Genomic DNA, 14,769 nt, shown 5'->3' on the forward strand with positions numbered 1-14,769 from the left:
ATTTATGCAAGACATTATCAACCCGATCGACCGGGAGGTTATACAACGTGAACTGACGCCGGAGCGGTTTTTGAGATATGTAAACAATGGGGAGAATGAGATTTATCTGGTCAATCAGCACAACGCCCCCCAGGTGCTGAAGGAAATCGGTAGGTTACGTGAGGTTTCATTCCGGGCCGCAGGCGGGGGGACGGGTTTGCCGATGGATATAGATGAAAACGACACCTGCGAAAATTGTTACGATCAGCTGATTGCCTGGAACCCAGTGGACAAAGAGATCATTGCTGGCTACCGCCTAATCAAGTGCGCAGACGCCGGCTTTACCGCCAAAGGCGCCGTAAATTTATCCACGGCACACTTGTTTGACTTTTCGGATGCTTTTGTGAAGGATTACCTTCCCTATACGATCGAACTTGGGCGGTCTTTTGTACAGCCCAATTACCAACCGAGCATAGACAATCGGAAGGGGATTTTTTCGCTGGACAACTTATGGGACGGACTCGGAGCAGTGGTGATGATCAATCCGGATGTCAAGTATTTATTTGGGAAAGTAACCATGTACCCGCATTACAATGCCAAAGCCCGTGATTTATTGCTTTATTTTATGAATCACTATTTTCCGGATACCGATGCGTTGATTCGGCCCATTGCGCCTGTAGGTTACAAGACCGATGCTGCCAATTACGAAGGTTTTTTTGACGGGCTGAGTTACAAAGAAGGGTACAAATTGCTCAATTCGAACGTACGAGCCCTGGGAGAAAACATCCCCCCACTGATCAATACCTACATGAACTTGTCATCCACGATGAAGACCTTTGGTACGGCGATGAACTATGAATTTGGTGCGGTGGAGGAAACAGGAATCTTAATTACCATAGCGGATATATACGAATCCAAAAAGCACCGTCATCTCGAAACGTTTGAACGAGACCGGAATTTTGGCAAACGAAAGAAATAATCCATGCAGCCCAGCGAACTCCCCAGACGATGAACGTACGCCCCTTAGGAAAGACCGGTTTGCAGGTACCTCCTGTGGTTTTTGGGAGTAGTTCCCTGGGAAATCTTTTTCAGGAATACCCGCAAAAGGACAAATTGGCCATTTTAAAGGAAATAGTGGAGGTTACCGCTCCACATACCGTGTTTGACACAGCTGGAAAATACGGCGCCGGATTAGCTTTGGAGGTGTTGGGAGAATTTTTATCCGGTTTAGAGATTGTCGGTAATCAGGTAATTATTAGCAATAAGTTGGGTTGGGTCCGGGTGCCCCTTGAAGCTGCCGAGCCTACCTTTGAGCCGGGTATCTGGAAGGGGATTACACACGATGCGGTGCAGAAAATAAGCCATGCCGGCATATTGGAGTGTTTTGAAAAAGACACCGCGCTTTTGCAGGGGCATTCACCACAGCTGATTTCCGTACACGACCCGGATGAATACCTGATGGCCGCTACAGACGAGCGGGATAAAGCCCATCGATGGAGACAAATTCTGGAGGCATACCGGGCGCTGGCCGAATTGAAACAAGCGGGTAAGGTCTGGGGAATAGGGGTTGGTGCCAAGGATTGGAAAGTAGTACAACGCATTTGCCAGGAAGTTCCGCTGGATTACGTCATGCTGGCAAACAGCCTTTCCATTTATTCCCATCCGCCAGACTTGATGGAATTTGTCGCGATGCTAAAAAAGGCGGATGTGGGAATTATCACTGCCGCCATTTTCCATTCGGGCTTTTTGGTGGGGGAAGACTTTTTCGATTACCGGAAGCTGGATCCCGATAGCCCTGACGGCAAAGAAAAGTTGGCGTGGAGAAAGGGCTTTTTTGAGACCTGTAGCCGGCAGGGAATAGCGCCATTTCATGCTTGCATTCAATTTGCGCTGTCCGTGCCGGGTGTTTCCAGTGTCGCGTTGAGCATCAATCGACCCGAGCTGGTGCGAAAGAATATCCGTGCGGCTGAGAATCGGCTACCTGCGGCATTTTGGCAGGAGCTGGTGGATCAATCGTTGATTTCAGATTTCTCCTTTTTATTGTCAGATTAACCCATAAACTACACCCATGCATTCACAAATAACCTCAGCAAAGGCCGAGTTGATTTCCAAAAAAAACTTTTGGCCCTTTCTACTGCTCACTACCCTCTTTATGCTCTGGGGGGTTGCGCACAACATGACCGATACCCTATTGGCCGCCTTTAAGCGAATCATGAGTATGACCGATTTCCAAACCTCCTGGATTCAATTGGCATTTTATGGTTCGTATTTCTGTTTGGCCCTACCTGCAGCCGTATTTATCCGGAAATACACCTATAAATCCGGTATTCTGCTCGGTTTGGGACTATTCGCCGTTGGATCACTGCTTTTTTACCCAGCAGGTATGATGATGTCCTACGGGTTTTTTCTGCTCGCCTTGTACGTACTGGCAGGTGGGCTGTCCATTCTGGAAACCGCCGCCAATCCATACATTCTGGTTATCGGCCCACCGGAAACGGCCACGCAGCGACTCAATTTGGCGCAGTCCTTTAACCCCATCGGGTCCGTAATTGGCGTTTACCTGAGTAAAGTTTTTATCCTGTCTCAGCTAAACACCGCAGAAGCGGCCGACCGAACCACCATGGATCCGGCAGCCTTGAAGGCGATGCAGGCAGACGAGCTTGCCGGTGTGGTCAGCACCTACGTGGGCGTGGCAATTTTTCTGGTGCTGGTATGGTTTGTCATTCGGGCGGTACGCATGCCGATAGCATCCGAAACGGTCGAACGAGATGGGATAATTGCTGGTTTCAAACGACTTTCTAAAAATAAAAACTATGTACGGGGGGTGATGGCGCAGTTTTTTTATGTAGGGGCGCAAATCGGGGTATGGTCCTTTACGATCCGCTACGTTATGGATGAACTCGATGTGATGGAAAGTGGAGCCTCGGATTATTACCTGGTATCCTTGATCCTGTTTGCGGCTAGCCGCTTTCTGTTTACTGCCTTGATGAAGTTTTTCAAGCCGTCCATTTTGCTTGCAATTTCCTCGTTACTAGCCATCGTGTTGAGTTTGGTGGTGATTTACGGGAGCGGAATGACGGCTGTCGTGGCACTGGTGCTGATCTCGGTATGCATGTCGCTGATGTTTCCGACGATTTACGGACTTTCTGCAGAAGGCTTGGGGAATGATACCAAATTGGGTGGATCCGGCTTGATTATGGCCATTTTAGGGGGGGCTTTGATTACTGCAGCACAGGGGCAGGTTTCCGACCTTACGGGCAGCATTCACCTTTCCTATTACGTACCAGTGGTTTGTTTTGCGGTAGTCATGTATTTCGGTATTTCGCACTATTTTCACAAACCCCCGCCGAAATCCGTGGAGATGGTATAAAAGAGGTGAAAAAAAAACACCCAGACAGCGAATGCCTGGGTGTTTTTTTTGCAGCCGGTGGACCGATTTGGCTGGCAGGTTAGTCATTTTCATAAAATCCAAAATACTCCCGGGCATTGTAATAACAGATGTTTTCTACCATTTGTCCCAGCCATTTTTCATCGGCTGGAAGCTCCCCGTTTACGACATCCTGACCGATTAGGTTGCAAAGAATTCGGCGGAAATATTCGTGACGTGGGAAAGATAGGAAGCTTCGGCTATCGGTAAGCATGCCCACAAAACAACTCAGAATTCCCATGTTTGACAGGGTGTTCATTTGTTTTTCCATGCCGTCTTTCTGGTCCATATACCACCACCCGGAGCCAAACTGGACTTTGCCTTTAACCGATCCATCGTTAAAATTGCCCACCATGGTGGCCATCACCTCGTTGTCCGAAGGGTTGAGGTTGTAGAGAATGGTTTTTGCCAGTTGATCGGTGCTGTCCAGATTATTTAAGTAACGCGCAAGGGCCACACTTTGGGGAAAGTCGCCGATGGAATCAAAACCCGTATCGGGTCCCAGAATGCGGGCCATCCGCTCATTGGTGTTACGCAAGGCTCCCAGATGGTACTGCTGGGTCCAGCCTTTCGCATGATACATTTTACTAAGTGCGGTGAGGGTTTTGAATTTAAAAAAACGGACTTCCTCCGGTTGAAGGGTTTTTCCTTTGCAAACGTCGGAAAAAAGATCGTCTATTCCGTGGTCGTTTTCGTCAAAGAAATAAAGTTGTTCGAGGCCATGATCGGACAATCGCCCCCCGTTTTCATGAAAATAGGCGACGCGATTTTCAAGGGCGGCAAGCAAGTCCTCGTAGGAGTGGATGGGAACCCCGCTCACCTCAGAGAGTTTTTCCAGGTATGCCAGATAGGTTTTGGGGTTTTCTACAGCATAGGCTTTATCTGGCCGGAATGCCGGCAGTAGTTTAATGCCGATATTTTCTGCTTTCGCCTGCTGATGGTAAATAAGGGTATCGGTAGGGTCGTCGGTAGTGCAGACCACCTCCACGTTCATTTTGGCCAGTAGGCCACGGGTGTGAAAGTCTTTCTGCTGTAGCAAATCCGTCGTTTCTTCGTAAACCTGATCGGCAGCGTCTTCATTGAGCAACTGATCGATGCCAAAATACCTGAGGAGCTCCAGGTGGGTCCAGTGGTATAGGGGATTTCGCATGGTATGTGGCACCGATTTGGCCCAACTATAAAACTTCTCCTTATCCGAGGAATCTCCGGTGATGTATTTTTCAGATATTCCCAGGGTTCGCATCGCGCGCCATTTGTAATGGTCTCCTTCCAGCCATATGCTACTCATGTTTTTAAACTTCCTGTTGGTCGCAACATCGTGCGGAGAAAGGTGGCAATGGTAGTCGATGATCGGCATTTTTTTTGCGTGATCGTGGTATAAGGCCCTCGCAAAATCACTCTTTAACAGGAAATCGTCGGTCAAAAAGGTGCTCTTGGTGGCGTTTATCGTATGCTCCATTTTTTTGGTTTTTTTTAAATTGCAGTAAGTATAAAAATTATTTTGCTTTTTTTCCAGTGAATACCCGGATTTAGGCAATCGATTGCACAAATTAAATGAAAATTTCATAAAATCCCATTCGAAAAGCGGTTTCTTAACGAAAAGCCTGATTTGACCGTGGAATTGTTTTTAGAAACCGAAGCTATAGTTTTTTTTATCCGTTTTCCCTGTATCTTCCCTCTACCTAATTTTATCACATTCCGTACGATGACTGCAATGAACCGAAGAATGTTCCTGAAAAGGGGCCTGCAACTGTCCGCCCTACCTGGCGTTAGTCTGGGCTACCGTACCCCTGCTTTCGCGACTGAGCGAGGGAATCTGAAGCTAAGCCTAAATGCCTTTTCCTTCAATGCCGCGCTAAGAAGCGGCGATGTGGGGATAGAAGCCTTGTTTGATTTTTGTTCCCAGCAAGGTTTTGCAGCGGTGGACCTTACCGCCTACTACATTCAGGACTACCCGCAGGTACCTCCGGACGAGGTACTGTTCGGTATCAAAAAGATGGCGCATCATCGGGGCCTGCACATTAGTGGTACTGGTGTGCGGAATAATTTTACCGAATCGGATCCGTTACTTCGCAAGGCTGAAATTGAGTTGGTGAAACAATGGGTCGTGGCGGCGGCAAAACTGGGAGCGCCAGTCCTGCGGGTATTTGCCGGGCCCCGGCTGCAAGAGGGAATGGTATGGGAGGAAATGGCAGTGCTGGTAGTGGAGGCCTGCAAGGAATGTGCAGCGTTTGCCGCCAATTACGGTGTCATCGTCGCCATGCAAAATCACAATGAGTTTATCCAAACCGCTGCGCAGGTCGATCAGATTATGGCAGGAGTGGACGAGGAGTGGTTTGGCCTGGTCCTGGATATCGGCAGCTACTCCCAACACGATCCCTATGAAGAGATCCAGAAAAATATCCGGCATGCGGTCAACTGGCAACTCAAGGAGAATGTCAATCATTACGGTACCCAAAAACCGGTAGATTTGCCGCGGCTGATGCAGTTAATTCGTGACAGCGACTACCAGGGCTATTTGCCCATAGAGACATTGGGTCCGGGAGATCCCTTTGAAAAGGTAGCAGGATTTCTGGCTCGGGTGCGAGAAGCGATGGGCTAGTTACTCGATTCTAATCGGTGAGAGATAAAAAAAAAGGCTTGAATGTGAATCCAAGCCTTTTCTGTTAAGCTAGTATGGGATCAATAGCCGGGGTTTTGGCTAAAGGATTCCGCACGGTCAATTTGGTTTTGTGGGATGGGTCGTAGCAGGTGAAAGTCCTGAAGGCCGGTGGCCTGTGGATTATGTGCCCGCACCCGTTCGAGCAAGATGCCCCATCGTTTCAGGTCCAACCAGCGCTGTTGTTCGCCAAGTAGTTCCCGTGCTCTTTCTTCGATGATCATTTCCATGTCCATTTCGGACGCCGTGATTTCCATCTGTGCTTCTTTTCCGGGGAATGCAGCTCTTCTACGAATAACGTTGACGGTTTCGGTAGCTTCGGCTACTTTTCCCTGCATAAGTTGCGCCTCGGCCAGCAACAGGTAGGTTTCTCCCAATCGGAAGGCAATGTAATCCCGGCCTCCCTGGAACTGGGTCAAATCCGCTCTTCCTGGATCCATGTGCTTGCGCAAACTGGTAAATAGCCGCTCGGTATAGGCCGAAGGTACCAGTACCTGATAGGGTTTTTGTGCACGCTCTGCCTCTGGCATTTCGTAGCCCGGGATGTAAATGGCGGTGTCTCCTGCTGCAAACGTTACCTGGTCTTTTGACTGATCAAAATTGGTATTGTAGGTCCCTGGGTTATTGGAGTAGTACACGTCCAGGAAAGTATTGAAATACCGGCTGTCGTTTTCCCTGTCGGCAAAGATGACATTGTAGGTATACGTTGTGGGCCGGTATCGTTTGAAGGGACGTCCGTTTTGGGTATCCCTTCGCATGCCCGGTTGTACATCGTATTCCATCAGAAAAAACACGTGAGAATTGTTACCTCCTCCGTTTGTCAGTGGGTTTCTGCCGTATTGCACCGAAAAGACTACCTCGTCGTTTACCTCGTTTCCAAATGCATGAATGTCTCCGAAGTTTTCGAGCAACTGGAATTCGTAATCGTTGATTACGTTTTGAAGCAGGGGCTCTGCTTTTGCATAATCATCACTTGCTGCAGCCTCAGAGGTTGCTTTGGTGATGTACACTTTTCCCAACAGGTGCTCGGCTGCGGGTCGGGTAGCCCTACCGTAGTCGTCCGACTGTGAAGAAGCCTCCAATACAGGAATAGCGTCTTCCAAATCCTGAATGATAGCAGCGTAAATCTCCGGAACAGCAGTACGGCTGACTTCATTGGAAGGGATAACAGATTCGGTTAGCTGCAAATCAATAGGTCCAAATAGCTGCACCAAGATAAAGTAGTGATGCGCACGGATAAACTTTGCTTCAGCGACCCGTTGGTTTCTGACGGTTTCTGAAAGTCCCTCTACTTCTGGCGCCCGGTCGATGACCGCGTTACAGGTATTGATGCCCTGGTAAAATTGATCCCAGATTTCCCGGACGTGGGAATTTTGCGAATCAAAGTCAGAAGTGTAGAAGTTCATGTACTTAAAGGACCCATCGGCTCCGTTCGTATAGGTGTCCGTGCCGAATACGGTAAAGTTATTCCCACGTTCGGTACCGTACCAGGACCTGAGCGAGCTGTATGCGGCATGCAAGCCGTCATTCAGTCCGCTGGGTGTGTTGAGGTAATCGTTACCGATGTTCGAAACTACGTCTTCCTCAAGAATTCCCTCGCAACTGACGGTAGCAAACAGCGCTGCCCCCATCATTCCGATCCTGGAATAGTTTGAAAATTGTCTGATTATATTTGATTTCATTGGTTTCATCAAGTTAAATTCTGCTTAAAACTTCGCATTTATACCGAAGGTGATCTGGGTTACCGCCGGTGCGATGTTGGAGTTGACGACTCCACCTTCTACACCCTGCTCTCCATCGATAAAGGTTTCAGGGTCAATTCCCGCGTGGCGACTTCTGTATTCAGAGAAGATAAACGGTTGCTGTATACTGGTATAAATCCTCAAACTGGACATCTTTAGATTTTCTACGATGGAAGCCGGGAAGGTATACCCCAGATTGATGTTTCGCACTTTTAGGAAGGTACCGTTGAAATACCGCAGCGATGTGGAGTATTTCGGGAATTCCTGGTTCACGTTTGGTCGGGGGTAGTCATTTGTAGGGTTATCGGGTGTCCAATAATCCACATTCAAGTTGTTGTACCGTCCCGCCAGGGCATTGAACCCTCCGGTGTGAAAATCACTACGAATCATGGATCCAAACCTTCCGAATACAAAGAAGGAAAAATCAATCCCCTTGTAGCTGAAGCGGTTGGTAATACCTCCGGAGAAATCCGGAACGGCAGAACCCAAAATCTGACGGTCATCTGCATTGATTTGCCCGTCGTTGTTGATGTCTTCTACCTTAATGATACCGGGTTGGTCGCTGTACACGGCGGCTTCGTCGGCTTCATCCAATTGCCAGATTCCTACTTTGTTCCAATCAAAAAACACCGTCAGCGGCTCTCCGATAAACCTGCCTGCTCCAATATCGTCTCCATCGGCCAACTCCAGGATTTCTTCTCGGTTGCGATTAAAGATGAAGTCAGTCGACCAACGGAAGCCACCTCTATCCACATTGATGGTATTCAAGGTAAGTTCGATACCCCTGTTTTGGGTTTTACCGATGTTGGTGATAAACCCGCCAAATCCCGTAGAATTGGGCAATGGCTGGGGAGCCAACAGGTCGGAGGTGGTCGTCACGTAGTATTCCAAACTACCCGAAACCCTGCCTTGAGAAAAGGCGAAATCCAAACCGGCGTTGGCCGTGGTAGAGGTTTCCCACCTCAAATCGGGATTACCGATGGTATTTGGTCGGTATCCGAAAGCGGCATCCCCACCAAACTCATAGGCCGTCCTGGCCAGCAAGGGCTGGGTCTGATAAGGATCGATCCCCTGGTTACCAATGGAACCGTAGCTGGTTCGGATCTTCAGTTGATCCAGAAATTCGCTTCCGGAGAGAAATTCTTCGTCTCCGATGTTCCAGCCCACCGCTACGGAAGGGAAGTACCCGTATCGGTTATTTTCCCCGAATCGGGAAGAGCCATCCGCTCGAATGGTACCGGTCACAAGGATTTTGCCTTTGTAGTCGTAATTCAAACGGCCCATAAAAGACATCAGCGTCCACTGAATCAGGTTGGTGTTGGCACCGGTAATCTGGCTGGCATCTCCCAAACGGTGGAACAGCTGGCTTTCTGCCGGAATTCCCAACACGTTGATATTGGTAAATTCCCGATTGTCTCGCTGCAGGGATTGCAGTCCGGTAAACTGGAAGGTGTGTGCCTCATTCAGTGTTTTGGTGTAATTGATGATGTTTTCCAAGGTGTAGTTGACTTGAAACTCTTCGCTTACACTTCCGGTAGGATCGCCACCTCTTCGGGCATTGGTCTGAGAGCCGATGAACCTGCCGCTTCTTCGGATGGTGATGTCAGGTCCGAAGTTTACTCGGTAGCTCAAGCCAGGCGCGATGTCCCAAAGCGCGTAAATACTGTTAAAGATCCGGTACCGTTTGGTAAGGTCCTCGTGAGCTCCCGGTACAATTTCTGCAAGCGGGTTGGTTCTTAAACCGTCGTTGGTCGGTTGAAAATTGATTGATCCATCGTCATTGAATGTTTTTCCAAGTGGATTCTCTTGCAGCGCACCTCCGATGGGGTTGAAGTTTTCTCCGTTTCGCTCGCTGTAGGTAAACAGGGTAGAAGTTCCGATTCTGAATTTATCGTTCAGTTTGTGATCGATATTGGCACGGAAGGAATACCTGCTGAAATCCTGGTTTTTTACCACGCCTACGTCCCGGAAAAGGTTTCCGGAAATGAAGAAAGTGGTGTTTTGGCTACCACCCGAAACGCTAACCTGATGGCTCTGAATATTGCCAGTACGGGTCAGCGCATCGATGTAATCGAAACTTCTTCCAAGACGGATGCTCTCCAATTCGTTGGGTTCAAAAAGGCCTTCGTCGGCTTCTTGCGTGGCGGGACCCTCGGGGTATTCGCCCACAGCCCGTCGGGACTCGCGCTTGTACTCGGCAAATTCCTCACCGTTAAAATTTTCTATTCTGCCAAGGCTTTGGTTGACACCGTAGTACGAATCTACAGAAACCACCGTTTTGCCCACTTCGCCACGCTTGGTTGTGATCAAAACCACACCATTGGCACCCCGGGATCCATAAATCGCGGTAGCCGAGGCATCCTTCAATACCTCCATGGAGACGATGTCTTGTGGGTTGATGTCATTGATTCCACCAGCGATGGGTATGTTATCGACCACATACAAGGGGTCGTTACCAGCATTGAAGGATCGCCTTCCCCGGATCCGAACCTGAGGAGCGGATCCCGGTTTGCTTCCCGCCTGAGTCACGTCTACACCGGTTGCTCTTCCCTGCAGGGCCTGTCGGGCATCCACGATTGGTTGCTCGGCAATTTCCTTGCTACCAACGGAGGAAATCGCTCCGGTTAGCTGGCTTTTCCGGGTAGTACCGTAGCCGACCACGACCACTTCATCCAGGTCAGAGACATCCGGATTTAGTTGGACATTGATTTGGGATTGATTGCCGATAGCAATTTCTTTGGGGCTGTATCCGATAAAGGAAAACACCAGGGTGGCGCCAGCGGGTGCGGAGATGGTATAGTTTCCATCCAGATCGGCTGCAACTCCGGTAGAGGTGCCTTTGACCAATACGGAAGCGCCAGGGATGGCCATTTCATTTTCATCGGTTATCTGCCCCCGAACCTGCACGTCTTGTGCCTGAGTCAGGTGGGTGCCGATAACCATCAGGAGCAAAAGGAGCCCCGTTTTCAAGTAATTTCTTGAGGTCATAATTTTCGGTTTGATGTTAATTGTGATGTTAATTTTTAAAGGCAATATTACATTTTGTCAATAAATTCTTTCATTTAAAATTTAGGTTTTTACATATGTTTCATTTTTTGATGTATCGGATTTATTGAATTTTAAGAATTCAAAAATATTGATATAAATTAAGAAAGAATTTTTTTCCGGAAGAAAGATGCAATCGGTTGCGCTTATTTACACGATCGGTAAAAAATAGGTATAAAGTAATGTTTACTGGTGGTAATTGAAAAAATATCGATTTTATCGTAAAGAATCAGTTTATCTAAATATTTAATAATCCATTGAAAATATTTTATTAATTCGGTTAAAAAAATGTGAATAAACTGACATTTTAATAATGGTATTTGGGAAAAGTTCCGCCTTCTCATTCTTTGCCAGACGCAGGCCCCGTTGGAGGGCCGGGTATTTCTGTAACTTTTTTGCCAGCCCGTGTGGATAGCGGATGGCGGCGTTTTGCGGCTACCGAGGTGCGCAAAGCTGGGGAAGGCGTATTTGCGATAAAAAAAAATCACGGCTCACCAAACAGGTTGCCGTGATTTTCTGTACGCGGGAGACGAAGAATTAGTTCAGTTCCCGGATTTTTATATTTTTGTAGTGAACCTCGTCACCGTGGTCTTGAAGCAGAATGTGTCCTTCCTCGGCTTCGCCAAAATTATCCCATTTTTGGTACTTACTGTCTGCCACCAACTCCCGGTACGCATCGGAACCGCGGGTATAGCTCAGTACCTTTAGTCCATTGATGTAGTGTTCGACGGTATTGTCCGGATGCACGACCACCCGCCCTTTGTTCCACTCGCCGATGGGCCGTACAAATCGGGATTGCTTATCTGCCTTAATCAGGTCGTAAAGCGAGGCAAGGGTTCGGTTGCCGTCTTTTCCCTGCTTGGCATCGGGGTGCCTTTCGTCATCCAAAATCTGGTATTCCAGTCCAATGGCTGATCCGGAATTGTTTTCGTTTAAGGTTACGAAATATTTCACACCGCTATTGGCCCCTTCGGTCAATTTGAAATCAAAAGCCAGGTCAAAAGCACTGTATTTGTCCACCGTTACGATGTCCCCGGCGTTTGCCGATTCCCGTCCATCTTTGGCTTCAATGGTAAGGACGCCGTCGTTGATGGTCCATCCACCCTCTGGAAAGTTTTCGGCACGGGCACTTCTCCATCCTTCGCTGGTTTTTCCGTCAAATAGCAATTTCCAGCCGATCTCTTTTTCATAAGGAGTAAGCTCGTTATTCAAGGTACTGACGACGAATACATCATTCTCGAAGGGTGTAGGGGTAAGGTTTTCTGTTTTGATCCGGATGTTTCGGAAATAGGTTTTCTTCCCGGCATTTTCGGGGTTGTTTCCAATGCCATGTACCTGAAGCCCGATAAATCCAGATCGGTCCATTTCATCCACCAGGTACGCTACTTCTTGTCCGTTGACCCAGGTTTTGAGGGTATTGCCAATGAACTCGATGCGGTAGGTATTGAACTCACCCAATTTAAAAGCGCTGCGCGCATCCGGATTGTAGGTAAGGGGATACAACCAGCCGCGGCGGGCTTCGTCGTAGATTCCGCCCGACCAGGCTCTTTCTTTTGGGTCGCATTCTACCTGGTAACCAAAGACCCTTCCTTTTCCATCATTGGCATCGGGATTGTGCTGGCCCCGGGCCATCACTCCGGAATTGCTCGATTCATCGTCTACACGAATGTCAAGTTCCAGGATAAAGTCCTCGTACGTCTGATCGGTTACCAAAAAGGTATTGGGTGTATTGGCTACAGCGGACCCGACGATCACGCCGTCCTCTACCGTGAATTCGGCCGCTCCGTCTAATTGATGCCATCCATCCAGGGTTTCCCCATCAAATAAATTGGTCCAGCCCTCTTTCGTCTCGACCGTGGGCTTTCCACAGGCTGCAAGAAGAATAAAAGCCAGGGCAAAAAGGCTTAGGTGTTGTTTGTTCATGATATCGGTTATTTTTACGAATGTGTTAATGATTCATCCACCTTTGGAGTAGATGCAGCGATGTGCAACGTGTAAAGATAAACATTATCTGACGAATATTTAAAAAAAATACGCAATCGATTGCACAAGTGCGACGAAAGGCGGTTTACGTTTCAACTCCCCGGCGAAGGGAGAATCTCCGTCTTCCGGTCGGAGATTGCGTAAAAAGTTTGTTAATTTTAACGAAACGTACCTGCGGATCCCCGATGATCCTTTTTTCTGGTCGCTGGAAATGGGATGGCAGCGCGGACTATTCGGTAGGGGCGGATTTTTATTTTAGTTTCGCAACGATGCAAGGAGTATTTGATTATTGGGAGTTTCTGGCTGGAATAGGCTTATTTCTTTGGGGGATGAGCCAGGTGGAGCAGGGGCTCAAAGGATTGGCAGGGAATTCCTTTAAGGACCTGCTTCACCGGTACACAAACAAGCCCTGGAAGGGAATTGTAGCGGGTACCCTGGTCACGGCGATTCTTCAAAGCAGTTCCCTCGTCACCCTGATGGTACTGGCTTTTTTGGGAGGGGGGATGATTCATCTCAGAAATGCTCTGGGGGTGGTATTGGGAGCCAATATGGGGACCACCTTTACGGCCTGGATTGTGGCTACCTTTGGGTTCAAGCTAAGCGTGGCCGATTTTGCCTTTCCTTTTCTGGCAATCGGCGTTATGACGTATTTATTCACCAATAGCCGGCCCTTCTTGAAAAACGTGGGGATCTTTTTGCCGGGCTTTGGCCTGCTGTTTTTGGGATTGGATTACATGAAGGTATCCATTGATACCTATGCCTCGGCCGTGGATCTGAGCACTTTTGGGGAATACGGCCGCTGGCGGTTCCTGCTGTTAGGCATCCTGATTACGGCCATGATCCAATCCAGTTCGGCGATGATCGTCATCGTCCTGAGTGCCATCAACGCCGGACTGATCGGTACCGACCATGCCCTGGCGATGATTATTGGTGCGAACATCGGTACCACCTTTACGCTGGTTCTCGGGGCGGTCGGGGGCACGGCGGATAAGAAAAGACTCGCCCTGGCTAACTTCATGTTTAATGGTATTGCGGGGGTCCTTTGTTTTTTCTGGATTGACGAACTGATTCTACTAAGCATTCGGGCCTTTCAGCTTACGGACCCGCTATTCGAATTGGTGTTATTGAATTCCCTGATAAACGGACTGATGATCCTGGGCTTTTACCCATTTTTATTGCCGTTAGAGGCATGGCTGAAAAGAAGGTTTCGTTCGGATATCCCCAAAGGCAAGTCGCAATTCGTGAAGAATATCAGTACCGAAATTCCTTCCGTAGCCCTGATTGCCCTGCGAAAAGAAATGGATGGGGTTCTTCAGAATACCTTGAAGTTGGTCTGGAAAATCGTACACAAGCATAAGGGGCCCAGGAAGGACGCGTCTGTCTGGCGTAAAATAACCTTTCAACCCAAAGACTTGCTGCTTGACTACCAGCAACTGAAAAACCTGGAGGAGGAGCTGTTTGAATTTGCCCTGCGGCTGCAAGCCGAAAACCTGCGTGCGGAGGAGGCAAATCGCCTGTCCGATTTGTCCCAAACCCTGCGTTTTTTGGTAGTAGGCGCCAAGGAGTTTAAAGATATCGTTCATAACTTGAAGGAAATGGAGGATGCCGCCGAGCCGTTTGTTGCAGAAGTGTTGGCCGACCTGCAGGAGGAAGTAAAAGATTTTTTGACTGTATTCGAAGAATATCAGGCACTTGCGGAAACAGATACACCTACCCTGCAGGCGGTGGAAGAAAAACTTAAAGCTACCTATTCCGAAAAGATTCATTCCCTGTACAGTCAGCTGCGTACCAAAAAGACCGATGTGCCTGTGTCTACGCTTGCCAATGTCATTCAGCAGGTTTTTTCCGGCCTGGGATTGATTTGGAAGGGCATTGGCTCCATGCAGAAAGAATTTCCAGAGGAAACGGCGGAAGTTCGATAGGTAGCCGTTCGG

9 protein-coding genes are annotated in these 14,769 nt (G+C 48.5%); 5 read left to right on the plus strand and 4 right to left on the minus strand.

Annotation, left to right across the window (positions count from 1 at the left end; genetic code table 11):
* The first annotated feature begins 4 nt into the window (after positions 1–4).
* The 3 genes from GCU44_RS14400 to fucP are packed head-to-tail and all read left to right on the plus strand — an operon-like array spanning position 5 to position 3,349.
* Positions 5–958: a GNAT family N-acetyltransferase gene (locus tag GCU44_RS14400; protein ID WP_154857091.1), complete on the plus strand. Its 954-nt coding sequence runs from the start codon at positions 5–7 to the stop codon at positions 956–958.
* Between the two features lie 29 nt (positions 959–987).
* Positions 988–2,031: an aldo/keto reductase gene (locus tag GCU44_RS14405; RefSeq protein WP_092175059.1), complete on the plus strand. Its 1,044-nt coding sequence runs from the start codon at positions 988–990 to the stop codon at positions 2,029–2,031.
* 16 nt (positions 2,032–2,047) lie between these two features.
* Positions 2,048–3,349, plus strand: coding sequence for an L-fucose:H+ symporter permease (fucP, locus tag GCU44_RS14410; RefSeq protein ID WP_092175061.1), 1,302 nt, complete (start codon positions 2,048–2,050; stop codon positions 3,347–3,349).
* 79 nt (positions 3,350–3,428) lie between these two features.
* Here the strand turns inward: fucP and uxaC are convergent, their stop codons facing one another.
* Positions 3,429–4,865, minus strand: coding sequence for a glucuronate isomerase (gene uxaC / locus GCU44_RS14415; RefSeq protein WP_092176027.1), 1,437 nt, complete (start codon positions 4,863–4,865; stop codon positions 3,429–3,431).
* A 267-nt stretch (positions 4,866–5,132) separates the two neighbouring features.
* Here uxaC and GCU44_RS14420 point away from each other — a divergent pair, with 267 nt between their 5' ends.
* Positions 5,133–6,008 (plus strand): sugar phosphate isomerase/epimerase family protein, encoded by an 876-nt coding sequence (locus GCU44_RS14420; RefSeq protein ID WP_206670841.1) that lies wholly within the window; start codon positions 5,133–5,135, stop codon positions 6,006–6,008.
* A gap of 80 nt (positions 6,009–6,088) precedes the next feature.
* On the opposite strand, the gene GCU44_RS14425 is transcribed toward GCU44_RS14420, so the two are convergent.
* The 3 genes from GCU44_RS14425 to GCU44_RS14435 form a co-directional block, all read right to left on the minus strand.
* The gene (locus GCU44_RS14425) at positions 6,089–7,747 is read right to left on the minus strand and encodes a RagB/SusD family nutrient uptake outer membrane protein (RefSeq protein ID WP_241684962.1); all 1,659 of its coding nucleotides are present in this window, start codon (positions 7,745–7,747) and stop codon (positions 6,089–6,091) included.
* Between the two features lie 24 nt (positions 7,748–7,771).
* The gene (locus GCU44_RS14430) at positions 7,772–10,795 is read right to left on the minus strand and encodes a SusC/RagA family TonB-linked outer membrane protein (RefSeq protein ID WP_154857096.1); all 3,024 of its coding nucleotides are present in this window, start codon (positions 10,793–10,795) and stop codon (positions 7,772–7,774) included.
* 594 nt (positions 10,796–11,389) lie between these two features.
* Positions 11,390–12,775 carry a 3-keto-disaccharide hydrolase gene (locus GCU44_RS14435; protein WP_092175072.1) on the minus strand — a complete coding sequence of 462 codons (1,386 nt, stop codon included), beginning with the start codon at positions 12,773–12,775 and terminating at the stop codon, positions 11,390–11,392.
* 245 nt (positions 12,776–13,020) lie between these two features.
* Here GCU44_RS14435 and GCU44_RS14440 point away from each other — a divergent pair, with 245 nt between their 5' ends.
* On the plus strand, positions 13,021–14,757 hold the full coding sequence (locus GCU44_RS14440; RefSeq protein WP_154857098.1) for a Na/Pi cotransporter family protein: 1,737 nt from the start codon (positions 13,021–13,023) through the stop codon (positions 14,755–14,757).
* The last annotated feature ends 12 nt before the right edge of the window (positions 14,758–14,769 follow it).

It is taken from the genome of Cyclobacterium xiamenense (assembly GCF_009467825.1).
Lineage (GTDB): Bacteria > Bacteroidota > Bacteroidia > Cytophagales > Cyclobacteriaceae > Cyclobacterium > Cyclobacterium xiamenense.